The following is a 23,529-nucleotide window of genomic DNA, read 5'->3' as shown; positions in this document are numbered from 1 at the left end:
TATGATGGACGCAGAAGAAAAACAACCCGAAGTATGGATGCGAGGACCGATACCTCAAGTTCCGACCCTACTTCAACCTGTAGCTCATGCTATATTGCAGGTCAATGAAGATATCCAAAAAATTGATTCAGATAAGTATGATAAACAATTATGGATCAAGCCTTATGGTATGGCCTCGATTGGATTCCATTTGCAACATATTGCTGGGGTCATTGATCGATTGATGACCTATTCCCGAGGAGAAACCTTGAATGAAAATCAATTTGATGCCCTCAGCCAGGAAGGTCAACGCAATGATGACCTCTGTCTTGAAGATTTGAAAGCTAATGTAGAAAGGACTGTTGAGGATTTTATAGAATCTTTAAAGAATGTCAATCCCGACAGCCTAGGGGAAGAAAGGTTCTTGGGCAGAAAAAGAATACCCACCACGCAAATAGGGCTTTTATTCCATGCGGCAGAGCATGCACAAAGGCATTATGGGCAGCTATTGGTGACCTTAAATTTATTACAGCATTTAGACCAAACAGCATAGTCATTTGCCAGGTCCATTAAGGAAATCCTAAAGCCAAATTGTTTGGCTTTAGGATTAGCTTTTGCTAATTAAGCAATCTTTTCGTCAAAGAAAACGATAAACTGGGTTGGGTTAAAACCAGTTCGATCTTTAATGCTTTTAGCAAATTTTCCATAGGATGAGAAGCCTGATAGAGCAGCTAAATACGTTAGTTTAAAGTTTCTAGCTTCTTCCACTGTTCTTAAATAATTATTCAAGAAATCCAATCTTAAATTATTTACATAATTAGGGAAATCAATTTTCTTGTTTTTATTTACTACGAAGGAAAGATATTTAGAATTACATCCTATCTCTTTGGACGCCGTGGTAATAGAACAAGAAGGATTTAAATATGATTCCTGTGCTTCCCATTGAGTAAGTGCCGCCAGAATCTTATTCTCCGTATCTGGGTTCATATACTCCTTTTTGATAGTTGAAACGTTGTCAATCATAATAGAATAGATAGTGTTAATTAATTTGATAGAATTTCGGTTTGTTATTAATATGGTGACTTACCCTATTTGGTAATTTATTTGTTTATTATTTGTCTTTTCATAAAACGGTTCTGTATCCTCTTTCCCTTCATTTTCCATATCACATTGGTTTCTAATCGTTTTCATTGCTTGTATTAATTCTTCCTTTAAGATGTTATCTGTTGAATCAAAGAAAACCTCGTTAAGGAATTCCAGTCCGAATTTTGTTTTAAATGTTGTGACAGCTCTGATAATTGCTCTTTTAACCTTTTTGTTACTGGATGGGTAACAAGCGATAATATGTGATTCGCTTTGTTTGTGGTTTAGGCTTATTAATGTTTCAATAATTGCAAGTCGAATTTCATTGCAAGATTCCTTACAAAGTAAGCTAGCCAAAATAGCTCCACAGCCACTCTGATTAAAGAAGGCGATTTCCCTGATCATAAATATCCTAAATGCCGTATTGGTTGAATTTCTGACCCATCTGCTAAGTAGTGGCAATCGACCTGCCTCAGCCTTGACCATTAAAAATTGATGGACCAAAATCTCATCCAAGGGATTGAATTCAATAACAAAGCTTTCGTCTAAAAACTTATAAGGTTCGTTATTTTCTGTTTTCATTAGCTTTTGAGGGCCTTTATTGTTCAATTTTTTAGGAAGGTTGTGCGCGGAGATATGGAGTATTTGTTGCTGATAATCATTCTTTAGATTATCAAGGTTCTTCTTAGCTTTAAAGATCCTATTCAAATTATTTGAGACCAGCTCTAATTCCCAGAAATTAACCAACCCATAGGTGTTCATAATGATATTATAATTGTTATCATTAAGGGCAACTTTGCCGATCTTGGAATTAAGATTCGCCTGGATCAATAATTTAGACAGGAACTTTAAACCTCTTCGGGATCCTTTGATATTATAAATTGATTCAAAATCATTCAAGACATTTTGTTCCGAGAGATTATTCCTATTCATGAGGATATCATTAATAGCGCTCTCCAGCCTCTCTTTAAAGGACCTAAATGACTGATCATCCTGACTATATTTTGCTTCGTAAAACAGGTTTCGCAATTGATTAATAATCAGAACAAGGATTAAGGATACGAAGATTACAATTGTTAGCCTTGTCAAGGAAGGATAACTCCATAATTTTGCCTGTACATATAACAGATAAAATTGAAGGTAATAACCTAGATACATATTCTTTAATATTTGTTATTAATAGTTAGTTGGCGTATTAGTAGCGGAATCAGCCTGTTATTTAAACATGAGTTAATTCCTCGTTTGTGATTAATCAAAATTACATCTAGTCTCTAAAAAAGTATGTCTCAAAAATAATTTTAATTGTATAATTACAAGAATAAGACATGTCTTAAAAATATATAAATACATAATTATCAGTAAGTTACAAACCGCTATATAATTTGATAATATTAATTATTGATTTTCTGAAAATTGAAAATCTGCACAATATTTCCAGTAATTTATTAGACTTTATTAGAGGTGGACATGTCATAATTCAGACAATTTAGGATCCTTTTCAAGGAATAATTACCTAATATGGATACATATATCTGTTATGAACAGCTATAATTAATTGATTTTAGCAAAAAATTAGTATAAAGGAACCAATTTATGCAGTTATTTTAGCCTGTTTTGGAAATCTGTAGAAGAAATTAGGTCAGATTGGTAGATGACTTTATATTAATAACAAGTAATGTCCACCCCATTAACCGATATTATTTGATAAAATTAACCTATAAATTAAATCGAAAGGTTTCTGGTATTTAGAAGTAGGTCCAAAAATAAGAAACAATTAAGCCGAATTAATCAAAGGACTTTTGCTTTAAGTTCTCGATAAATAATGAAGGCGTGGTATCCATGACGGATTTAAATGCCAGGGTAAACTTACTGTGGGAAGTAAATCCTGCCATATCCGCAAGATAAGATAATTTATAGTCCAGTAAGGTCTTATTGGACTCCAATTGCTGGACAATATATTGAATCCGTAAGTTCAAGATATAATCGTTAAAATGTTGGTTCTTATATTTCCGAATCACATAGGATATATACTTTTGATTGCTATTCAATTTATTGCTCAACCAGCCTAAGGTGACATTCTTGTTCAAGAAAAAATGATCATCCTCTAAATCATTCAGCTTTTTGACTAACCTGGTCTCTGTCTCTAAGGAAATTTGTACATCTAAATTGTTGACCAATTCCTTGCTTGTGGTCTTCGCGTTGTTGCTAATTTCCATGGAAGGAAATAGATCAGTACTGATCGCTTCATTTTTATTGGATTTAGGCCTGACCTTAATCATGTAGAAGAGGACAAAAACACTGATACTGATCACGATAGTCCAAATCAGGATAACATTGTTCCTTTTCAGCGATTTTATTTCCTGTTGTTGCTCCCTGAGGATATTATTTCCGATTATCTGTGCACTGTTTCTTTTTTGCTCTTCAATTTGATTGTACTTATCTACGAAATGAATTGCGAGATCATCCCTAGCTATCTTTCTTTGGTATTTTGCTTCCAAAAAGAAGTATTCTTTTTTCAAGTGCAGATTATTGGACCCAGTGATATAGGGAATTACGAGGTCCAGATACTTCCTTGCGTTTTCCAATTGCCCTAAATTGAAATACACATCAGCCAAGAATTGAAATGTAAATGGCTTAATGATATGCTCAAATCCATAAACTTCATCCATTACCATTTTCAAATAAGTGAGGCTTTCTTCATAATTACCCATTTCTTTATGGCATTGGGCTATTATTAAGTAGTTTTTGGACCGGATCAATAAGGATCTAGGATTTTTAAAATCTATATAACCTTTTTTATTGATGGCTTGATTCATACAATCTAGCGCATCTGCATATCTTTTATTATGAATATATTGGTAAGCTTCTTCCTGAAGAACCCAAATGTCCAATTGGTTTCTAACCAGGCTATCTTTCACGGAATTAATATTGTCCTTTGCCCTTTGGATATACCGGCTTACCTCCTCTTGAATGCCAATGTCTCTATAAATTGAGGCAAGGACCAATGCGCTGCTGGCTTCAAAATCAGATAAGCCCACTAAGTCTGAGAGTTGATCTGCTTGTTTTGCATAATTAATTGCAATGGAGTAAGTTCCTACACTTTGATGAACTAAAGCTAAAAGTGACTTAGATCTAATTTTAGTCGTTTCTGTAGTTGAAATTTGTTCTAATGAATCCGCTATACGAAGTGCTTCTTCATAATTAGTGGCTAGAAGTTCTGAACGTACGGCAGCATACTTTTTCTCAAAGGCAGTTCTTTGGGAAAAGCCTTGAAAAGGAAGTATCATGAGAATAAAACAGCTCAAAAACCTAAAGTAGCCCATATTAGTGCAAGTTTGGAAGAATCATTTCCCTATATTCAATAGGGGTACATTTCTTTTCTAAATTAAAATTCCTGTAAAATGATGCTCTTGAACTGAATCCGCAACGAAGGGCCAGCTCATCGATATTCATATCAAAATCTTCTTTGGTCAATTCCCTGCACACCTCTTCGATTCGAAGAGCATTTATGGTTTTCAAAGCGTTTTGATTAAAATAATCCTTGAAAAATTGGGAAATCAATGGTCTTGAGAGCTTTAAATCCCTGACCATGACATCTATATTGAATTCAGGATTTAAGTATTTCTTTTCTTCTAAATACTGTAAAATCCTGTCTTTATAGGGAGATTCTTTTTCATTTTGGTTGACTTTGAGCGCATAAGTCTTTGCCTCGCCCCTCTTGATGCTGGGATTGGGTATTGGAAATCCTTGCGGCCTGACCTGAGAAACCAATGTTCGAAACAAGTAGTTGTAGATCATACTGATCCCTATCATCATGATCAGGTAGACCGTAACTCCCGAAACTGGCTTGCCTACATCATATTTATCGATGAATGTAGACATTATAGTGGGGATAATAAATGCCGCTAAAACCAATAAAAGGATGATAAAGTAATAGTATAGCCTTTTGGTGTCAAGTTGTAGAAAATCAGAGATATTACCTTTTAATAAGACGGTTATCGGATACAGGATCCAAGATAAGCCAAACATACTGTAAAGGACTATATAATATAATTTGCCGTATTGGAACCGGATAAATTCACTGGATAAAAAAACGATATATATAACCGTCATTACTAAAAAAGGGATACCGTGGACCAGTATGGTCCTGCTTGGTACTCTTTTATATTTAAATGCCAAATATCCGAAATATAGAAACGGGCCATATAACAAGCCGAAGGGCGCACCTATATCAACATACTTATAACCGGGAATAATATCTCGGAATAAGGCGGCAAAAATGGTATGGCATAACAGGGTGATGATCAACAAGGACAGGATTTTCTCAAACAGGCCTTTTTGTGGAAGATTGCTATATACCTGATAACTGAGGATGCTTATGACGATTATTGCAGAGTAGATGAAATAGATCAACATAGGCTATTTAATTAATTTATTCCTATAATTCGAAGGGGACTCCCCTACATACAATTTGAAATATTTATTAAATGTAGTCCTGGAATCAAAACCACTAAGATTGGCAAGATATTCTAACTTTAAACTACCAGAATCTGCATGGATTAATTCCACGGCATGTTTGATACGGTAAGAAGCCAGCCAATCCTCAAAACTGGAATTCATGACCTGTAATACATAATATTCTAGTTTCTCCTTATCAATGGAGGTCTGTTTACTTAATCGGTCCAATGATAAATGGGCATCCAGGAAAAGATGTTCCATCTCCATGATTTGATTTATCTTGTTTTTGATCTGGTGCAACTCTTGATCTTTGATATTTAAATCTATTGCCGGCATAAAGGAAAAAGCATGTTCATCATCCTGACTGCTGGCCAAGAACCTGCTACTGATCAAAAACCAGGTCAACACAGCAACATTTACCAAAATAATGGCAATGATTACTAATTGCGCATGTCTATTGGAGAAGTTGTTTGAAAGATGGTTGATGTAGATTATATTGATGAAGAAAAATAAGGCAAATCCTAATAATGCCAATATTTCCAGTAAGATCAGACTTCTCTCATTTACAAAAAGGCTTTCTTTTTTCTTAGAAAAGATAACGATGGAGGGATAGGTAAACATCGAAATCAAAGTCGATATGAAGTAAACATGCTGATAAACAGCCGCTGTAGCGGGTTTTAAAGTAAAAAACAGAATCGAAACAATGGCTAACGGGATAAAATGGAGAAGAGCTTGGACTATGCTGATTTTGTTGCCCAGTTGATCTAGATAGGCTAAATAAAGAAGAGGGCCAAATATTAAGGATATTGGATATTGAACACGTCCCAACATCATTAGCATTTGGACTATTAAACCGATACAGAATATGGTTAATAAAATCTCAAATAGGTTCTTCTTCATATACTCTTTACTAAATAATACTTGATTATTCAGCTGTAAGGAATTTTAAATGATAGACAAAGTCTCTACCCTTAGATAACACTGTTAATAATTGAACAATTCACATAGCAACAGATTCATTTTTTAGGTACGGTTGCTCTATTTCAGCAAATATATCTAAATAATAATACATCCCTAAAATGAACCCAGAAGGGTATTTTATTAAGAATTATGCTATATTATGTACTTTGATTTTAGTTAATGTTTTAGAGTGATTTGATTTATTAGAAATAGTTAAAATATAAATAATAATATTGGTTCATATCGCCGATTATTTATATTAAAGAAAAATAAAATAATTCTCAGAACTCAAACAGTTTGAAATTAATTAACATCAATTATCCATTTTGAGCTTAATATTAGCAGTATATGACAAACTAATTAATCACAAGCTTAATTACTTAATTTTTTTATCTATATCAAAGATATTCAATACAATATATATTAATTATTTTAGATTTATGAAATAATTATTACTAAATTTTAAAACCTGATTAATTCTCAGTATAACGCTCATAAGATTGATTATCAATGTTTAAACATTTATTCAAACAATTTGGGAACTAGATTGTATACCCTATACATATGTTACAAAATCTAGATATACCCGATTCGGGCACTCTCATTATATCGAATCGCCTGCCAGTAAAAATTGAACGAAAAAAATCAAAACTCAAGTTCACACCAAGCGAAGGAGGCTTAGCTACTGGATTAGGATCCTTTTATAAAGAAAATGGATCTTGGTGGATTGGTTGGCCAGGCATTATTCCTAAAAATGAACAAGAAGAAGAACTAATTAGGCAAGAACTTAAAAAGCTAAACCTCATTCCGGTTTTTCTAACGGAAAAAGAAATCAAGGGTTATTATGAAGGTTTTTCTAACGCCATTCTATGGCCACTATGCCATTATCGCCCCAGTTATGTAGAATTGAAACCTGAATTTTGGACGAGCTATGTGGAAGTCAACAAGAAATTTGCAGCTGCCGCCTTACCTTTTATCCAAGAGCATACGCGAGTTTGGGTCCATGATTATCAATTAATGCTGGTTCCTCATAATATTAGGGAATTAAAAGAATCCTGCAGTATTGGTTATTTCCATCATATCCCCTTTCCTCCTATTGAACTATTTAAGATGTTGCCTTGGCGCGATGAGCTTTTAGAAGGACTATTAGGGGCGGATCTGATCGGATTCCATACTTATGAAAATGTAGATAATTTCCTGGACTCCTGTTCAGGGGTGTTGAATCTACAAAACAATATCAATTCCTTAAAAATTAATGGACGAAAGATCTTGGTAGATGTTTTTCCAATGGGGATCGATTATGAAAAGTATAAGGATCAAGCTTTGGATACCGAAACCAAGGATTATAGTAAGCATATTAAGGAGCTATACCACAATCAAAAAATTATACTTTCTGTAGATCGTTTGGATTATAGCAAAGGAATATTACAAAGATTGACGGCTTTTGAAATCCTTTTAAATGACCATCCAGAACTTCATGGGCAGATATTATTGTATATGCTCATTGTTCCATCGCGGGACCAAGTTAATCAATATAAAAAGTTAAGGAACGAGATCGATAGAAAGGTCGGAAACATCAATGCCGTTTATGGCAAACCTGGATGGCAGCCGATCGCGTATTTCTACAACTCCTTGCCATTTCATGCGCTTTCAGCTTTGTATGTAGCAGCAGATGTATGTTGGGTCACCTCCTTATACGATGGTATGAACCTGGTGGCGAAAGAATATATAGCGAGTAAGCAGGAAAGTTCGGGTGTTTTGGTCATCAGTGAATTTGCTGGAGCTTCTAAAGAATTGTCAGATGCCTTAGTGATCAATCCATACGCAGTCCATCGGACCAGCAGGACATTATATGACGCCATCAGCATGGAAGAAGAAGAGAAAGAAGATAGGATGCATTCCAGCCAGGCTATCGTTTCAAAATTCACCGTGCACCATTGGGTAAATCTATTTATGCAACGGTTAGAAGAGATCAAGAATGAACAAAGACATGAACTGGCTAGGAAAGTCCGTGAAAAAGTCGAAACTGACATTAAATCCAGCTACAATGCCAGTAATAAGCGCTTGATCCTTTTGGATTATGACGGCACCTTAGTTGGCTTTAATAAGAATGCGGATAAGGCAGTTCCTACCACGGAGGTATATGAAGCGTTGGATAATCTAAGTAAGGACCCCAGGAATCTTGTCACCATTATTTCAGGGCGGAAGTATAGCAATTTAGAAAGTTGGTTTGGAAACCGACCATATTATTTAATTGCCGAACATGGAATTTGGAGTAACTATCCGAACCACGATTGGCATTTAGTACCCGGCTTGAGCAATAGTTGGAAAACAGAGGTGAATCAAATCTTACAAAGGTTTACCGACAGAACCCCTGGATCCTCGATTGAAGAGAAGTCACACTCCTTGGCATGGCATTATAGAAAGGTAGAACGTGCATTTGGTCTACGGCAAGCACAAGAGTTGCTGCAAGAATTAAGGCACCTCAACCAAGTTCTAGATCTGCAGATCATCAATGGTGACCGGGTTATTGAAATCAAGAACAAACTGGTAAATAAGGGAAAAGCAGCGATCAACTTAGCAAATGAGATTGATCCTGACTTTATTTTATGTATCGGTGATGATGCTACAGATGAAGATATGTTTATTGCCCTGCCTGATAGCAGTATCACAATAAAAGTCGGCGATAAACAATCTCATGCAAAGTATTACGTTGAAAATAATAAAGAAGTCTTGCAGTTATTGGCTTCTTTAGGAAAATAAAAATTAAAATATATGAATAAAAAACACCTTTATAATAGTGGTATTATTGGGAATTGCAACTTTATAGCGCATGTGCACAAAAGCACAAACATCAATTGGCTTTGTTGGCCAACATTTGAGGATAGTTTTGTTTTTGGATGTTTATTAGATACCGAAAAAGGTGGAGAATTTAATATTAAACTAGACGACAGTCATATTACCTCCAATCAATATTATTTAGAGAATACCAATATATTGGTTACCGAAGTCAGCGGAGAACACTCAGGGTTCCGTGTTATAGACTTTGCACCAAGGTTTGTACAGTATGATCGATACTATAAGCCACTCATGTTGATACGTATCGTTGAACCACTCTATGGAAATCCATCTGTAAGGGTCAATTGTAATCCGAAAGCCAATTACGGCAAAGATGATTACCAAAGATCCAGGGGTAGCAATCACATTCATTTTCAGCATGCGGAAGAGCACATGAGATTGACCACCAATATTCCGATCAGTCATTTCTTTGATCAGGAGAAAAGCAATTTTATACTTTCTGACAAGAAATATATGATCCTGTCTTATGGAAATACATTTGAGGCTCCCTTGCAACAAACAGCAGAGGAATTCTTGATCAAAACGAAGATATATTGGCGACGTTGGACAAAAAAAGCCAATATCCCGAATTTCTATCAAGATCATATCATTCGTTCAGCTTTAGTATTAAAGTTGCACCAGTACGAAGACACCGGTGCCATCATTGCTTCCAGTACCACGAGTTTACCGGAGTCGCCAGGTTCGGGAAGGAATTGGGATTATCGCTATTGTTGGGTCCGGGATAGTTACTATGTGCTGACCGCATTGAGCCACATCGGTAAATTTGATGAGCTGGAAGAATTTGCAAATTACATTACCAATATTACTCAATCGGATTCCGGGAGGTTACAACCATTGTATGGTATATTAGGTCGTAAGGTATTAACTGAAACAACGCTAGATTACTTAGATGGATACCGAGGAAATAAACCGGTTAGGATTGGAAACCAAGCCTATGAGCATATTCAAAATGATGTTTATGGTCAAGCCATGATCGCCATGTTACCGCTCTATACCGATTATCGATTCCCACAGGATGAAAGAAAAGATGCTAAGAGTTGGTTGAAATATATACTGGAGAAGATCCAGATGACCATTGATGAAAAAGATGCCGGCATTTGGGAATTCAGGAATATAGCTAACCACCATGCATATTCTAATCTTTTTCAATGGGCTGGTGCTTCGGCAGCTTTAAAAATTGCGCAGCAGAACAATTATAAAGATATTGAGGAACAAGCTAAGACCTTAATGGATAAAGCTGCAGAATATATTGAGAAATGTTATGATCCAGTAAAACAGGTCTATCGAAACTCTGATGAAGGATCTAATTTGGATGCAAGCACTTTACAATTGATCTTAATGAACTACCTCGACCCGACTTCAGAACGCGCTAAAAAGCATCTAGAGGCTGTAGAGGCCGAATTAAAAGGAAAGAACGGCTTGTTTTACAGGTATCTACACCAAGATGATTTTGGTAAACCAAAAACAACCTTTTTGGTTTGTGCATTCTGGTATGTGGAGGCTTTGGCTTGCGTGGGTCGACTAGAGGAAGCCCAACAAACCTTTGAAGAGCTACTCTCTTATGGGAATGCCTTAAAGCTATTCTCGGAGGATGTAAATGAAGATGATGGTAGTCAATGGGGTAATTTTCCTCAGGCTTATAGTCATGTGGGATTGATGAATGCAGCTTATCGAATTGCGGTAAAACTGGATAAGCCCATATTTCTAGTATAATTATTTAACAATAAATTCATCTATAGTTAAAATGGTACAGGTTTTGCTAAAAATAATGAAATAACGAAAATTACTATGAAAGCATTACTTGGATTATCGGTAGCTATGGTTGCCTTAAGCTTATCGAGTTGCAGTACTGACGACTCGAAAACTACAGATGGTACAACACCAGTAACGATTAAAATTACAGATGCACCAGCGTATTATGATCAGATTATCTTAGATATCGATCATATTGAAGTTATTACCGAAGGTGGTCGTGAGGTTATAGATGTTGACATCGAACCTTTTGATATCTTACACTATCGCGAAGGTGATTATATGTTGCTTGCTGAGCATGATGTTCCTTCAGGGCGTCTTCAGGAAGTAAGATTGGTTTTAGACGATGATAATTATATTGTTGTTGATGGTGTAAGGGAGAAATTGACGACGCCAAGTGGTCAAACCTCAGGCGTAAAAATCAAAGTTCAAGATGATTTGATTCCTCATGTAGCCTATACTCTAGCCTTGGATTTTGATGCTTCAAAATCTATCCATCAAACTGGAAATGGTAAATATATGTTGAAACCAGTGATCCGTGCAATTCCGGTTGCCGTATCCGGAGCATTAACTGGGGAAATTTCTCCTATTTCTGCTATGCCACATGTCTTTGCTATTCAAGGCACTGATACCTTAGGTACATTGGCCGGACCAACAGGTAAATTCTATTTCCCAGGGGTTATGCAAGGAACTTATAAGCTTGTAATTGAACCAACAAATGAGAATTTCAAACCAGCTACCATCAATGATGTTGTGGTAACTACCGGAGAAACAAAAAATTTGGGGGTCATTCAATTAGAAGAAAAGTAAGGAAAAACTAAAAAAAAGGGATAACTCAAACGTTATCCCTTTTTTTATGCTATATGGAATCAGCAATAGCATCCCATAAACCAATTCTAAATTTCAAAGCTAATTTAGCAACCTCAGCCATCTCTTTCCATTTCGCTTCATCATTATCGGCTAATTCATAGATCATTTTCATGGCTAATGGTCCATGTTCATCGCCATCCAATTCTATATGTCGCTGAAAATAATATTCAATCTTTTTCAAATCTGATTCTGGAAATTGCTCCTTTAAAGAGGTTAATATAGAGGTAAACATATCTGGAATCAGATCTTCTCTACCGAAAGTAAATGCTGAAGCAATTTTGTGGGTTTCTCCAGCTTCAATGGTATCAAAAGTGAATTTTAAAAAATCTTGAATCCTCGAGTCCAATTGACTATTATCTAAAGCATCTTTAATCTTAATTCCAGCTTGCAGGTTTTGGATCAGCTCTAATATAGGATTAACATCCGCCCCTATCCCTTTCATGGCGTCAATATACATCTCGAAATGGCTCAATCTTTGGCCATCAATATATTCATCGGATTCTTCAGCAAGAACAATTTCATTGATCAAATACCGGGTTACGGGTGACGGGCTGGCGAACCATGGAATCGTGGTACAGGTTAATTTAATCTGCAATGCTTTCAATAGGGACATAAAATCCCAAACTGCATAGACATGACCCTCTGTAAATTTCTGTAAGTCTTTAACCTTTTGAATTTTATGGTATAATTCATGGTTTAGGAGATGATTTCTTTCGGCTTGGATATACTCGTTGATTGCTTGAACATTATTTTTCATGGCCCAAAGGTAGGAATAGCCCATATTTTTTACTCCATTAAAGCAATAAATTGCATAATCCTTACAATAATTAGTTTGATGTTTAACTATCTTATGTTTAACTTTGTACAAATTATTAGAAAATGGCAAAGGAACATAAAGTAGTCCAGCAATTAATCAGAGATATCATTTCCTTAAGGGTCGTGATTAAACAGTTTTACTTTCAGAAAGTTAAGGAATTAGAATTGGATGTCACTTACGAAATGGTCCAGGTATTGGCTGTCCTTTGGCGAGAGAAAGAGTTAAACCAGCAAGATATTGCGGATGAAGTCCAAAAAAGTAAAGCAAGTGTGACCCCATTGATTGATAATCTTTGCAAAAGGGATTTGGTCCAAAGGATCCCCGACCCTACCGATAGGAGAAACAATAAAATTGTGTTGACTGAGAAAGGTTGGGAATACCAATCGCATTTAGAACCGGTTCAAAAAGAGTTGTATGAAAAAATCATCAAGAATTCTCAAATCAAGGATATTTCGGAGATCAGCAATCAATTGAGATTGATAAAAAGCGCTATTGAATAGTGTTTTTTTGAAATAATAGTTCAATATCAAACTAATTTAACAATAATAAAATATAGGAAACAATAAATGAGCACAGAATCAAATAAAGTAATCAGTCAAAAGGAAAGAAACAGAAGGATTAAAATTTACAGTGTCAATATCCTTTCTGTACTGATTATTTTGGCTGCTATAGGTTGGGGATTACTCAGCTACCTACAATTAAACAACAGTGTGTTCACTGAGGATGCACAGATTGATGGACATATCAATCCAGTTAGCACTAAAGTAACTGGATATATAAAGGATATCCGATTTCAGGAACATCAAACTGTTCATAAGGGAGATACTTTGGTGATCCTTGAAAATGACGAGTATAAGATTCAGGTGGAAAATGCCTTGGCGGCTTTAGCCGACGCTAAGGCAGGAAATTCAGTAGTGCAGACAGAGGTTGAAATTGCCCGGAACAGTCAAAATATAGCAGAAGCCAATATCGAGGAATTGAAGACCCGATTGGAAAATGCCGAAGTCAATTATAAACGCTTCAAGGATCTCATGGACAAGGATGCTATTGCAGTTTATCAATTTGAACAGGTAAAAACGGACTATGAATCCCTAAAAGCAAAATATAAGGCATTATCTGCGCAGAGGGTAAGCTCTCATCTGACAACACAAGAAACCAGCAGGAAAACAGGGATCAATGAAGCTGCAATTTTAAGGGCAAGAGCTGCACTTGATCTGGCTAAGCTCAATTTATCTTATACGGTGGTTGTTGCTCCCTATGATGGAATATTAGGCAGGGTCACTTTAGAAGAAGGACAATTGGTACAAGCTGGTCAGCAACTGTTCAATATCGTAAGAGACCAACAAAAGTGGGTTACAGCCAATTATACAGAAAATCAGATGAAGCAGATAGCCTTAGGGAAAAAGGTAAAGCTTTCAGTAGATGCCATTCCGAATGTGGTATTCACGGGTGAAATTAAGGCCATTTCTGAAGCTACGGGCTCTAAGTATTCCAGCATTCCAGTTGATAATAGCACGGGTAATTTTGTAAAGGTACAACAGCGGATACCGGTAAGGATAGAATTTTCAAAGGACAATAAGGTGGAGGATTTAAAGAAATTGATGGTGGGGCTAAATGTGGTGGTAAATTCGATATAGATGAGCAATAGTTTATTTAGGGATTGGATTCCCCAAAAGTTTAAATTGAGCATCCTACTGTTAATTGCAGTTTCTTTATCCTTTTGTAGCGGAATACCCAGTAGCATTTATACATATATCATTTCTGATCAAGCGGCAAATTCCGCGGATCTTTCCATGGCTATGTATGCCTATTGTGCAGGAATGGTCTGTTCGATCTCTTTGATCTTTAGGTTGACCATTTTTATGCCCAAGAAAAGATTGATCATATTCTGTTTGATCATTTTAATGTTCATCAACCTAGGTTTGGCCCTAAACCATGCCCCTTTAATTAATGTGATGTTGATGTTTTTATTTGGTTGTGTGAAAATCATCTTGACCATGGCATTAATATCAGAGCTTATGCCCTTTTTGATGCCTACTGGAGAAAGATACCAGATGTATGCCATTTACTATCCGATGAACTTGATCTTCCCTATTATAGGGGGATTGATTGCTGCATACCTAGCTAGGCAACATTGGGAATTAGGCTATTATTTCCAGACCATGATGCTTTTCATTTCGCTTCTGGTTGTCATTATCTGTTTCAAAACACAGCATATTAAAAAGGTCCCCTTATTTCAATACGACTGGTTAGGAACTATCTTATTGGCCTCCAGTTTACTCTGTTTTTCCTTTGTTGCAAGCTATGGCTTACAAAACAATTGGTTGATGAGCAAGAGCATAATCATGGGAATAGTATTGAGTATCGTTCTTTTTATTTTATTCTTTAATCGGAATTACAAAAAGAAGAGAAAAATCATCAGTTTTTCCGTAATCAGCAATAAAGCCACATTTTTGACCCTATTTACCGTCTTTATCTTGGGGATTTTTTATTCCAATACCAGTTTGCTGAGTAATTTGATGAATGTTTTATTGCCATCCAATCCGACCAAGCAAGCTGAAATTAACGCTTATGTCATAATTGGATATTTCTTGGGAAGTATTTTGGTATACCTATATTTCAAGCAAACCAAAAAATGCAAAGCCATCTTTTTAATTTCTGCTTCTTTCTATCTAACATCCAATTTTTTATTATATAATTTAATTAATATCAATACACCCTTATCCTACTTAATTCTGCCAATTATATTAAGGGGAATGGCGGTTATTATTTCTTTTATTTCCACGGCGGTTTACTTGGCTGGGAATGTGAATGGAAAGGATTTTTTACAGAGCATTGTCATGTTCCTCTTAGTCAGGACATTTTTTGTCACTGTCTTTTGGTCAAGCGTAATCAGTAATTGGTTCAATAAGTTGCAATTTACCCATCAAACTCGATTGGCCGAGATCATGGAGACTGGAGAAAAAGTAGATCGAACAGTTTTGTTAAACTTCCAGAAACAGGCCAATCTTTTGGGCTTACATGATCTATATCTTTACCTATGCCTTATTAACATATTGGTAATAATCATGATAGCCATAATCCCCTACCATTCTTCAACAGTTAGACATATTTTTAACTGGGGAACAAAGAAAAACGTTAAGGAATTAATCCAAGCGACCCCCATGTCTTAATTTTATTTTCAGTTAAACTTTAGGTCTCGGTCCCAGTCCATACTAAAACAAGTTTATTTATTGAATTAAAATGTAAGACGTATACCAAATCAATCCTTCTGTATTATGAAAAACTCCATTCTCATCACTATGCTATTTGTTATGTTCTCTTTAATTTCTAAAGGTCAAGAGGTTGAAGACGATCAACAGCTCGATTCTTCTGTTTATTATAGGAACAACGTCATCTTTGATCGTGTTGTACAACATAAATTAATGGAATTTCCGTTCAAGCGGATTTATTCCAATACCAATAATGGGATCATAGGTATGATGATGCTTTTATCAGAAGATGGATATTTTGGATTTTCACACAGTAATTTCCTGAAAATAACTAATCGCTATTATAATGTCATGGGCTTGAGAGATCTTGAAGGTAATGAGGCAGAAATTGAAATTGAGAGTGATGGCACATCTTATTTCCGTGATTCTGATGGAAATACAATGTCAAGTTTCAAAGAGTCATTAAACCAAATGGTCATCCGGGATGAAGCTGGTGAAGTGTATTATCTAACCTTTGATTGGTTGTCTAATTTAACCGAGTTACATACAAAATCAGGTTATCAATTAACCATTGGGAAAATAAAATCTGGTTTCGAAATCAAGGATAACCAAAATAATGTGGCCGAGATAAAGAAGCAAAAAAATTACGTATGGGTGGCTACTTATTCAAATGGAAAGGTTATATCAACCAAGCGAGGAATCTGGAATTCTAACTCTTCAATCATAGAAGATGGTAATTCTACATTCAATATTGATTATGATATATATACCAATAACTATAAAATAAAAAACAATCAGGGTCTGAACTTGGTAATTAGTAACCAATTTGATCCAAACTTTGGAAAGGACCTTCACCATCACGATCATGCAAAAGATAAATAAGGATATTAATAACTAAAATAGAAAAGGGAACATTTGCAGATGCTTGTTCCCTTTTTCATTATTTTTTATTAAAATCTTCGTTAAAATCTGTTCGTTGGATCCGTACAGCATTTAGGATAGCTAGTAATGCCACGCCGACATCGGCAAAAACGGCCTCCCACATCGTCGCTATCCCTCCAGCCCCTAAAATCAGGACGATGGCTTTTACTGCAAAGGCCAAACCTATATTCTGCCACACAATTTTCTTGGTTTTTCTTCCAATCTTTATGGACATAGGAATCTTGATAGGCCGGTCATCTTGAATTACCACATCCGCGGTTTCGATGGTCGCATCGGACCCTAAGCCTCCCATAGCTATCCCAACATCGCTTAATGCCACAACAGGTGCATCATTTACCCCATCACCGACAAATGCTACGATCTTATCTATCGCTTTGACTTCTTTTAACTTCTCTACCTTACCTTCAGGCAAAAGATCCCCATAAGCTGAGTCAATCTTTAGGAGTTTTGCAACCTCATTTACGACTGTTGTTTTATCACCACTTAACATGGTTACTTTAATACCTTCAGCGTGCAGTGCCCGAATGGTTTCGTCGGCACCTTCCTTAATTTTATCGGCAATCGTGATATAGCCTATATATTTACGGTCAACTGCAACCGCGATGGTTGTATAAACGATTTCCTTATCGGCATGGGGATAAGCGACTTGATGTTGGTCAAGTAATTTGAAATTCCCAACCAAAACCTCTTTCCCCTCGATATTGGCTTTCAATCCATGTCCAGCGATTTCTTCAACCTGGTTTAAGTTAAGATGGCCTTTCACGTCGCCCACGTATTCATGTATGGCTGTGGCTACGGGGTGGGTACTTTTGCTTTCAATTTCATTCACGTAATCTAAAATCTGCGCTTGGTCCGCTGAAGGATCAAATTTGACCTCATTGACTTTAAAAACGCCTTCAGTCATAGTGCCGGTTTTATCCATGACCACATGCTTAACAGCGGCTAAAGTATCTAGGAAATTCCCTCCTTTGACCAAGATTCCATGCCTGCTGGCGGCTCCAATCCCACCAAAATAACCAAGGGGGATCGAGATAACGAGGGCACAGGGACAAGATACCACCAAAAAGATCAAAGCTCTATAAAGCCAATCTTGGAAGACATAATCAGCGACAAAGAAATAGGGAATTAATACGATGCCTATCGCAAGAAATACGACAATCGGGGTATAAATCTTGGCAAATTTTGAAATGAACAATTCTGTAGGTGCTTTTTGTGTACTAGCGTGTTGCACCATTTCAAGGATTTTACTCAGTTTACTGTCTTCATATACCGAGGTGATTTCAACTTCAGACAGCGTTTGAAGATTGATCATTCCAGCGAGCACAGGATCACCTTTGATTTTAGAATCAGGTTTACTTTCTCCAGTCAGGGCTGCGGTATTGAAGGAGCCTGATTCGGTCAACAACTTCCCATCTAGGGCTAGTTTTTCACCTGGTTTTAATTGGACAATATCCCCTACTTGCACTAATTCAGCTTTGATCAATTCAGGCTTTCCATTTCTAAGTACAGTGGCCTCATCAGGTCTTTGATCTAATAAGGATTTGATATTGGCTTTGGCTCTGGAAACAGCCATGGTTTGAAAAGCTTCACCAACCGAATAGAATAGCATGACAGCAACCCCCTCCGGATATTCACCAATAGCGAAGGCACCAATGGTTGCAATTCCCATAAGAAAGAATTCGGAGAAAAAGTTGCCTCTTGAAATACTTTTTAGGGCATCTTTCAAAACAGGGTAACCTACTGGCAAATAAGCCGCCAGATACCAAACCAGTCTTAGCCAACCTTGAAACCAAGGGAAATGAAACACATAATCGAACAAAATACCAGAGATCAAAAAGGCAAAACTGATGATAGCAGGTTTAAAGAGTTCAAAAACACTAGCATCGCTGGCATGAGAATGATCATGACCATGATCAAGGTCGTGATTATGATCTTCGTCCTCTATATGTTCCTGATCTAACTTTTCATTAAGAGTACCTTGATGACTTCGATGATTTTTGGTTTGTTTCAATAAGTCATCAGCATTGGCCTTCTTATAAACTTTCATAGTTTGGCTGCAGATTTCGCAAATCCCGTCTTTATCGAAAATATGTTTGTGATCCATAAATATTTATCCTCTTCTAAATTTAACCTATTTAAATCTAAAAGCTTAGTTTATCAACGATATTAACTAATAATTTGTTTTAACAGTCTTTTATTAATGATGTAAACAAAATGTATATATGATTTATTCCTTACCTAATTCCATTAATAATAAATTGCATCATCAAAAAAATATGGATGAAAATTTATGAAATACTATCAATTATATAATGGGCTTTTGCTTTTGTTGCTTTTATTCTTGAATCCATTGATATCATTGGCACAACCCTATCTCATACAGAGTAAGGAGGGATATTCTAATGTAAGGGAGGATGCCAATGCCAAGAGTAAGGTCCTGGATCAATTGAAAAATAATACGATTGTTTTAATTGATCAAGTTGAGGAACAAGATTTGGAAAAAGAGCAATGGATCAAGATTCTATATTATGAAAATTTACCTTTTTCGATTGTGGAGATTAGTGATGAGAAGTCGCTAAAGACGGGATTTATTCATAAATCGCAGTTAAAAGCGGTAAATAAACTTGAAAAACCAAGTAAGGATGAATTTTCGATGCAATATGTATCGAGGGATTTTAGCCTTAATGATAAAAAGATAGTTTATCAGGATGAAAGTGCTACTTCCATCAAATCCATCAACGGCATCTTTTATTATTTAGGGGATTGTGGCATACCGAAAGAAGAGATTTATAAGGCCGAAGCAAAGATTAATGGCAAAAAGCAAGTTATACCTTCAAAACTATATTTAGGAATTATTTCGGCTACAAATAACTTTGAATATTATAAGGTTGGAAAAGTTTATTTAGCCGTGCAAGAGATTGGTGATGGTGCATGTGCAAACCATGTAGTATGGGTCTTCGAGAAGGATAAGCTCAGCCAGCGATTCGTAGGTTGGGAATTTTAAGAAAAACAAAATGCCCGATCAATTGAGAATCGGGCATCTTTATGTTGTTCAGTAAGTATTTTATATTTATTTCATTAAGCTTACACCATAGCTTTTATTGCCATCAGTTACAGTAACTGTAGCATTTGAATAATCTCTACTTAAATAGATGTAAAAGTTTTTGTAGTTGGATTTCATTGCCAAAGTAAAGATATCAGGCAATTCAGTGCTACCTCTGTTTGCATTGTTGATTTCAAAACCATATCTAGATTTTGATCCATTAGCACTTGTCATTTCGATCACACTTCCAACGAATTCCATTTTAGTAAAGAAACCTTGATCAGGTTCCACTGCTATTGTACCAGTGCTTTCAGAATACACCTGCGCTTCATAGGCTGTAAACACCTTACCTTTTAGATCGGTCAATACCTCTTCTTTTAATTTCTCAGGAACAACCCCGTTGTCCTTTTCACAAGAGATAAATAATACAGCAAAAAACAATAATATACTTAACTTTTTCATACCTTTTAATATCATAATGCTCAAAAGTAGAACAAAAATTAATAACAATTTAATATTTGGAGGCCCTCTAACCTACATAAAAATTATTTGTAGCTATTTGCTTGCAAATGCACGATATCAAGGAATTTGGCTCAAAAACGGACATTTAATCTAAATAACATTCGCTAAACTAGCTTTAGCATTTTTGCTATCAAGTAATCTGAAGAAACATTGTTTTATACTAAAAAAGCCCCTTAATTAATATTAGCAGCATATTTAAGAAAATATATTTACAGCTAACGCGATTTAGCTTAAGACAGGCATAAGAATTTACTTGATTTAGCGTTAATTTAACATAGCAGTAATTACTAACTTAAATATAAACTAAACTTAAAATTATATGCTGAATATGAAAACCAGACTACAAAGCTTGATTTTGGCCCTTTTTTGTGCAATAATCTATAGCAGCTGTAGCAAAGACAGTTTCCTTGATCAACCGGATCCTGAATTAGAAAAAATTGAAATTAAAGACGTTACGCAGGAAGCCCGAGTAAGCGTAAGTATTGAAAATCAGGATGGAGCCAATGGCCCCGAAGGCTCTGTCAAATTAACCGATGGGGATACCACAACAAAATACCTTGCAAAAAACTTCAAAACGTTAGACATTACTTTCCAGTTTGATACCGCGAAGCTAATCGCTGGGTATGATTTTACGACTGGTAATGACTTTGATGGTCGTGATCCAAGGGATTGGAAGTTTTATGGTTCCAATGATGGTCAAACTTGGAAAGAGCTTGACAGCCAAATGGGAATGCAATTTAGAAAGAGAAGAAATACCTACAGCTTCTTTTTTAAGAATGAGGAAAAATTCACGCATTACAAATGGTCAATTTCAAAACTTTATAATGATAACATGTTCCAGGCTTCGGAATTTAGGTTGATTCAGATGCCTCCATCCAGCCAAAAGCAAGAGCCTTTGCAAAAAATCGATAGCTTGACCAAAAATGGGGTTTCATTGGTTTTTATTAATCATTCAAGCAAAGCCCAATTAGAGTATCAGGAACGATTGATGAATACGTATTTTACTGTTTATCCAAAGCTTATTGCCGATTTCAATCCGAACGCCAAGAAAAAAATATACTTTATCATTGATCCAACCTATGAAGGTGCGGCTTATGCATGGGGAGAAGTGGTTGTCTTTGGGTTTAACTATATGGAAGGAAATCCGAAAGATGGGGATGTAGTCGTGCATGAGACGATGCACCATATCCAACAGGATTATAAGGGATCTGTTCCAAGTTGGCTAGTAGAGGGTATTGCGGACAATGTAAGGTATCATTATGGTATTGATAATCCTGATCCTTGGACCCTTCAAGAATATAAACCTGAACACAATTACGACGGAAGTTATGGTATTACCGGTAGATTTTTATTGTGGATTGAAACCCATAAGAACAAGAATTTTGTTAAGGAATTGAATAATGCTTTGATTAAGGGCACAAATTACAATGATTTCTTTATACAGTCTCTTGGAAAAAACATACAAGATGTCTGGAATGAATATGCAAAGAATCCAGCGCTATAGTTGCTATCAAATAAAAATGGGCTATTTAAGATAGCCCATTTTTTATGCTGTAAATCCATTTTTAGTTTCCTAATGATTTTATTTCTGCAATCAGATCATCAATGCTCTGGTTTAATTTATCAAGATCAACATTCTTCAGGTGATTAGCTTGGTATCCTTTCAGTTGTTCAAAAAATTGCAGTAGGTTATTTTTGAATTCATCATAGGCAAGATCAGTGGGAATGTATTTGGTTGAAGGTTCAATTCGTTCAACTCGCGCATTTTCGATTGGGGGATATTGGATCCAGTTGCCGGTATGGTCCAATTTAGGAATATACTCTTCCTGCAACCATAATATTATTTCATCTTTGGGTTGGGATAATCTCAAAAAATAATGTCTTGAATCTGATATTTTTAAACCAAATAAATTAACAGAATAATCGTATTCTTTTAAGAAATCAGACAACATTTTGTTGTTCATCAGCACCTGAATAAGATTGAGTATCTTTTCATTTTCTTTCATCATATTATCAAAATATTATGTTTTCCATTTTCGTGAATAATTCTAAAATAAGGAATCCATCAGAGAAAGCATTAATTATTATTATTTTAACTATTGGTTAATTTTAAGCCAGTACCTTATTAGCAAACAAAAACATAAGGCTATGGCTAGACAACAGTATTTTAGAGTAATTTTCATCATCCTCTTCCCTATTTTCCTGAGTTCATGTGTTAAAAAGGACTTGTTAATTGATGATATAGAAAAGGAAAACCAATCTTCAAAATTATATGTTGGTGAAACCATTCAGTTAAAATCCGCTGATAAAAACACCAAATGGAAAAGTTCGAACAAATTTATTGGGACCATCGATGAAGATGGGCTCCTCACGGCCCATCATATAGGAAAAGTAAAAATTAATGCGACGAAGGACGGAAAAAAGTCCACGGTAGAGATCACCGTTGTTCCAAAAGTCACTGATATCCCAGAACCTGTCTTAAGCTTTGGTTCCTCAAAGGAAGAGATAAAGGATTTAGAAAAAAGAGAATTATTGAATGATTCAGGCCCTGCTATGGCATTTGAACCCGATTCCCCTTATGTGGAATCCTTGTATTATGTGTTTCAGAATGGAAAATGTTCCTATGCCATTGTGAGATTTAAGAATAATCCTACCACAGATATGGATTATATCCTTTCCTTTTTTCATGAACGATATGAAGCCATAGGGACAGAAAAGGATGACTATTATTTTACGGATCAAAAACGTAAAATTATAATAGCTGTTTCAACAAAGAATCAATTGAATGGAAGATATGCAGTATATGAGGAAAAGAAAAAATTCTAATTGACTCATTTTCATGCAATAATTTCTTTGAAAATCTGTTATTAATAAGATACAATTTATCGTCAATTATTAAGACTGTACATTTTATTGGATTTCGCACTATTAAAAAATTAAACAACATTCAAAAGTGAATTCATTAAAGTTAATTTTTAGATCATCTTGTTAGCTCAATGTTAACCACTGATTATTTGTAAATTTTTTAATAA

At 35.6% G+C, this 23,529-nt stretch carries 20 protein-coding genes; 11 read left to right on the top strand and 9 right to left on the bottom strand.

Annotated features, from left to right (window positions below; all coding sequences use genetic code 11):
* Position 1 precedes the first annotated feature (1 nt).
* On the top strand, positions 2 to 532 hold the full coding sequence (locus tag CKW03_RS10115; protein WP_093096354.1) for a DinB family protein: 531 nt from the start codon (positions 2 to 4) through the stop codon (positions 530 to 532).
* Positions 533 to 600: 68 nt separating this feature from the next.
* On the opposite strand, the gene CKW03_RS10110 is transcribed toward CKW03_RS10115, so the two are convergent.
* The 5 genes from CKW03_RS10110 to CKW03_RS10090 all read right to left on the bottom strand — a co-directional run bounded on the left by CKW03_RS10110 (position 601) and on the right by CKW03_RS10090 (position 6,420).
* The gene (locus CKW03_RS10110; RefSeq protein ID WP_093096352.1) at positions 601 to 1,002 is read right to left on the bottom strand and encodes a helix-turn-helix domain-containing protein; all 402 of its coding nucleotides are present in this window, start codon (positions 1,000 to 1,002) and stop codon (positions 601 to 603) included.
* A 60-nt stretch (positions 1,003 to 1,062) separates the two neighbouring features.
* Positions 1,063 to 1,644, bottom strand: coding sequence for a HEAT repeat domain-containing protein (locus CKW03_RS20395; protein WP_139185442.1), 582 nt, complete (start codon positions 1,642 to 1,644; stop codon positions 1,063 to 1,065).
* A gap of 1,202 nt (positions 1,645 to 2,846) precedes the next feature.
* Positions 2,847 to 4,349, bottom strand: coding sequence for a helix-turn-helix domain-containing protein (locus tag CKW03_RS10100; protein WP_093096346.1), 1,503 nt, complete (start codon positions 4,347 to 4,349; stop codon positions 2,847 to 2,849).
* Positions 4,350 to 4,386: 37 nt separating this feature from the next.
* Positions 4,387 to 5,478: an AraC family transcriptional regulator gene (locus tag CKW03_RS10095; protein WP_093096344.1), complete on the bottom strand. Its 1,092-nt coding sequence runs from the start codon at positions 5,476 to 5,478 to the stop codon at positions 4,387 to 4,389.
* 3 nt (positions 5,479 to 5,481) lie between these two features.
* The gene (locus CKW03_RS10090) at positions 5,482 to 6,420 is read right to left on the bottom strand and encodes a helix-turn-helix domain-containing protein (RefSeq protein ID WP_093096341.1); all 939 of its coding nucleotides are present in this window, start codon (positions 6,418 to 6,420) and stop codon (positions 5,482 to 5,484) included.
* A 624-nt stretch (positions 6,421 to 7,044) separates the two neighbouring features.
* Between CKW03_RS10090 and CKW03_RS10085 the strand changes: the two genes are divergently transcribed.
* The 3 genes from CKW03_RS10085 to CKW03_RS10075 all read left to right on the top strand — a co-directional run bounded on the left by CKW03_RS10085 (position 7,045) and on the right by CKW03_RS10075 (position 11,901).
* The gene (locus CKW03_RS10085) at positions 7,045 to 9,243 is read left to right on the top strand and encodes a bifunctional alpha,alpha-trehalose-phosphate synthase (UDP-forming)/trehalose-phosphatase (RefSeq protein ID WP_093096337.1); all 2,199 of its coding nucleotides are present in this window, start codon (positions 7,045 to 7,047) and stop codon (positions 9,241 to 9,243) included.
* Between the two features lie 12 nt (positions 9,244 to 9,255).
* Entirely contained in the window at positions 9,256 to 11,052 is a 1,797-nt protein-coding gene (locus CKW03_RS10080) for a glycoside hydrolase family 15 protein (protein ID WP_093096335.1), read from the top strand.
* A 75-nt stretch (positions 11,053 to 11,127) separates the two neighbouring features.
* A complete protein-coding gene (locus CKW03_RS10075; RefSeq protein WP_093096332.1) occupies positions 11,128 to 11,901 on the top strand; it encodes a DUF4382 domain-containing protein in 774 nt (257 codons plus the stop codon).
* A gap of 49 nt (positions 11,902 to 11,950) precedes the next feature.
* On the opposite strand, the gene CKW03_RS10070 is transcribed toward CKW03_RS10075, so the two are convergent.
* Positions 11,951 to 12,718, bottom strand: a complete 768-nt coding sequence (locus CKW03_RS10070) for a DUF3050 domain-containing protein (RefSeq protein ID WP_093097763.1) — start codon at positions 12,716 to 12,718, stop codon at positions 11,951 to 11,953.
* 122 nt (positions 12,719 to 12,840) lie between these two features.
* Between CKW03_RS10070 and CKW03_RS10065 the strand changes: the two genes are divergently transcribed.
* The 4 genes from CKW03_RS10065 (at position 12,841) to CKW03_RS10050 (ending at position 16,872) form a co-directional block, all read left to right on the top strand.
* The gene (locus CKW03_RS10065; RefSeq protein ID WP_093096331.1) at positions 12,841 to 13,278 is read left to right on the top strand and encodes a MarR family winged helix-turn-helix transcriptional regulator; all 438 of its coding nucleotides are present in this window, start codon (positions 12,841 to 12,843) and stop codon (positions 13,276 to 13,278) included.
* 66 nt (positions 13,279 to 13,344) lie between these two features.
* Positions 13,345 to 14,415 (top strand): HlyD family secretion protein, encoded by a 1,071-nt coding sequence (locus tag CKW03_RS10060; RefSeq protein ID WP_093096330.1) that lies wholly within the window; start codon positions 13,345 to 13,347, stop codon positions 14,413 to 14,415.
* Positions 14,416 to 15,951 carry a hypothetical protein gene (locus CKW03_RS10055; protein ID WP_093096327.1) on the top strand — a complete coding sequence of 512 codons (1,536 nt, stop codon included), beginning with the start codon at positions 14,416 to 14,418 and terminating at the stop codon, positions 15,949 to 15,951.
* A gap of 105 nt (positions 15,952 to 16,056) precedes the next feature.
* The gene (locus tag CKW03_RS10050) at positions 16,057 to 16,872 is read left to right on the top strand and encodes a hypothetical protein (protein ID WP_139185440.1); all 816 of its coding nucleotides are present in this window, start codon (positions 16,057 to 16,059) and stop codon (positions 16,870 to 16,872) included.
* Positions 16,873 to 16,930: 58 nt separating this feature from the next.
* Here the strand turns inward: CKW03_RS10050 and CKW03_RS10045 are convergent, their stop codons facing one another.
* On the bottom strand, positions 16,931 to 18,979 hold the full coding sequence (locus CKW03_RS10045) for a heavy metal translocating P-type ATPase (protein ID WP_236736456.1): 2,049 nt from the start codon (positions 18,977 to 18,979) through the stop codon (positions 16,931 to 16,933).
* A 243-nt stretch (positions 18,980 to 19,222) separates the two neighbouring features.
* Between CKW03_RS10045 and CKW03_RS10040 the strand changes: the two genes are divergently transcribed.
* A complete protein-coding gene (locus CKW03_RS10040) occupies positions 19,223 to 19,936 on the top strand; it encodes an SH3 domain-containing protein (protein ID WP_093096322.1) in 714 nt (237 codons plus the stop codon).
* A gap of 66 nt (positions 19,937 to 20,002) precedes the next feature.
* Here the strand turns inward: CKW03_RS10040 and CKW03_RS10035 are convergent, their stop codons facing one another.
* The gene (locus CKW03_RS10035) at positions 20,003 to 20,437 is read right to left on the bottom strand and encodes a hypothetical protein (RefSeq protein WP_139185439.1); all 435 of its coding nucleotides are present in this window, start codon (positions 20,435 to 20,437) and stop codon (positions 20,003 to 20,005) included.
* Positions 20,438 to 20,825: 388 nt separating this feature from the next.
* Here CKW03_RS10035 and CKW03_RS10030 point away from each other — a divergent pair, with 388 nt between their 5' ends.
* Positions 20,826 to 22,001: a basic secretory protein-like protein gene (locus CKW03_RS10030; protein ID WP_169918994.1), complete on the top strand. Its 1,176-nt coding sequence runs from the start codon at positions 20,826 to 20,828 to the stop codon at positions 21,999 to 22,001.
* Between the two features lie 61 nt (positions 22,002 to 22,062).
* On the opposite strand, the gene CKW03_RS10025 is transcribed toward CKW03_RS10030, so the two are convergent.
* A complete protein-coding gene (locus CKW03_RS10025; RefSeq protein WP_093096316.1) occupies positions 22,063 to 22,506 on the bottom strand; it encodes a hypothetical protein in 444 nt (147 codons plus the stop codon).
* Positions 22,507 to 22,645: 139 nt separating this feature from the next.
* Between CKW03_RS10025 and CKW03_RS10020 the strand changes: the two genes are divergently transcribed.
* Positions 22,646 to 23,323, top strand: a complete 678-nt coding sequence (locus CKW03_RS10020; protein WP_093096313.1) for an Ig-like domain-containing protein — start codon at positions 22,646 to 22,648, stop codon at positions 23,321 to 23,323.
* The last annotated feature ends 206 nt before the right edge of the window (positions 23,324 to 23,529 follow it).

The organism is Sphingobacterium mizutaii (assembly GCF_900187125.1).
GTDB classification, from domain to species: Bacteria; Bacteroidota; Bacteroidia; order Sphingobacteriales; family Sphingobacteriaceae; genus Sphingobacterium; species Sphingobacterium mizutaii.
The sequence above is the reverse complement of the archived record's forward strand: the minus strand, read 5'-3'. Positions and strand labels throughout refer to the sequence as shown.

Bases quoted from the DNA above. Each gene is read 5' to 3' on its own strand.
- CKW03_RS10045 (WP_236736456.1), bottom strand. From the start codon at position 18,979: ATGAAAGTTTATAAGAAGGCCAATGCTGATGACTTATTGAAACAAACC.
- CKW03_RS20395 (WP_139185442.1), bottom strand. From the start codon at position 1,644: ATGAAAACAGAAAATAACGAACCTTATAAGTTTTTAGACGAAAGCTTT.
- CKW03_RS10070 (WP_093097763.1), bottom strand. From the start codon at position 12,718: ATGAAAAATAATGTTCAAGCAATCAACGAGTATATCCAAGCCGAAAGA.
- CKW03_RS10025 (WP_093096316.1), bottom strand. From the start codon at position 22,506: ATGATGAAAGAAAATGAAAAGATACTCAATCTTATTCAGGTGCTGATG.
- CKW03_RS10085 (WP_093096337.1), top strand. From the start codon at position 7,045: ATGTTACAAAATCTAGATATACCCGATTCGGGCACTCTCATTATATCG.
- CKW03_RS10050 (WP_139185440.1), top strand. From the start codon at position 16,057: ATGAAAAACTCCATTCTCATCACTATGCTATTTGTTATGTTCTCTTTA.
- CKW03_RS10080 (WP_093096335.1), top strand. From the start codon at position 9,256: ATGAATAAAAAACACCTTTATAATAGTGGTATTATTGGGAATTGCAAC.
- CKW03_RS10090 (WP_093096341.1), bottom strand. From the start codon at position 6,420: ATGAAGAAGAACCTATTTGAGATTTTATTAACCATATTCTGTATCGGT.
- CKW03_RS10065 (WP_093096331.1), top strand. From the start codon at position 12,841: ATGGCAAAGGAACATAAAGTAGTCCAGCAATTAATCAGAGATATCATT.
- CKW03_RS10035 (WP_139185439.1), bottom strand. From the start codon at position 20,437: ATGAAAAAGTTAAGTATATTATTGTTTTTTGCTGTATTATTTATCTCT.
- CKW03_RS10115 (WP_093096354.1), top strand. From the start codon at position 2: ATGATGGACGCAGAAGAAAAACAACCCGAAGTATGGATGCGAGGACCG.
- CKW03_RS10110 (WP_093096352.1), bottom strand. From the start codon at position 1,002: ATGATTGACAACGTTTCAACTATCAAAAAGGAGTATATGAACCCAGAT.
- CKW03_RS10020 (WP_093096313.1), top strand. From the start codon at position 22,646: ATGGCTAGACAACAGTATTTTAGAGTAATTTTCATCATCCTCTTCCCT.
- CKW03_RS10100 (WP_093096346.1), bottom strand. From the start codon at position 4,349: ATGATACTTCCTTTTCAAGGCTTTTCCCAAAGAACTGCCTTTGAGAAA.
- CKW03_RS10060 (WP_093096330.1), top strand. From the start codon at position 13,345: ATGAGCACAGAATCAAATAAAGTAATCAGTCAAAAGGAAAGAAACAGA.
- CKW03_RS10075 (WP_093096332.1), top strand. From the start codon at position 11,128: ATGAAAGCATTACTTGGATTATCGGTAGCTATGGTTGCCTTAAGCTTA.
- CKW03_RS10095 (WP_093096344.1), bottom strand. From the start codon at position 5,478: ATGTTGATCTATTTCATCTACTCTGCAATAATCGTCATAAGCATCCTC.
- CKW03_RS10040 (WP_093096322.1), top strand. From the start codon at position 19,223: ATGAAATACTATCAATTATATAATGGGCTTTTGCTTTTGTTGCTTTTA.
- CKW03_RS10030 (WP_169918994.1), top strand. From the start codon at position 20,826: ATGAAAACCAGACTACAAAGCTTGATTTTGGCCCTTTTTTGTGCAATA.
- CKW03_RS10055 (WP_093096327.1), top strand. From the start codon at position 14,416: ATGAGCAATAGTTTATTTAGGGATTGGATTCCCCAAAAGTTTAAATTG.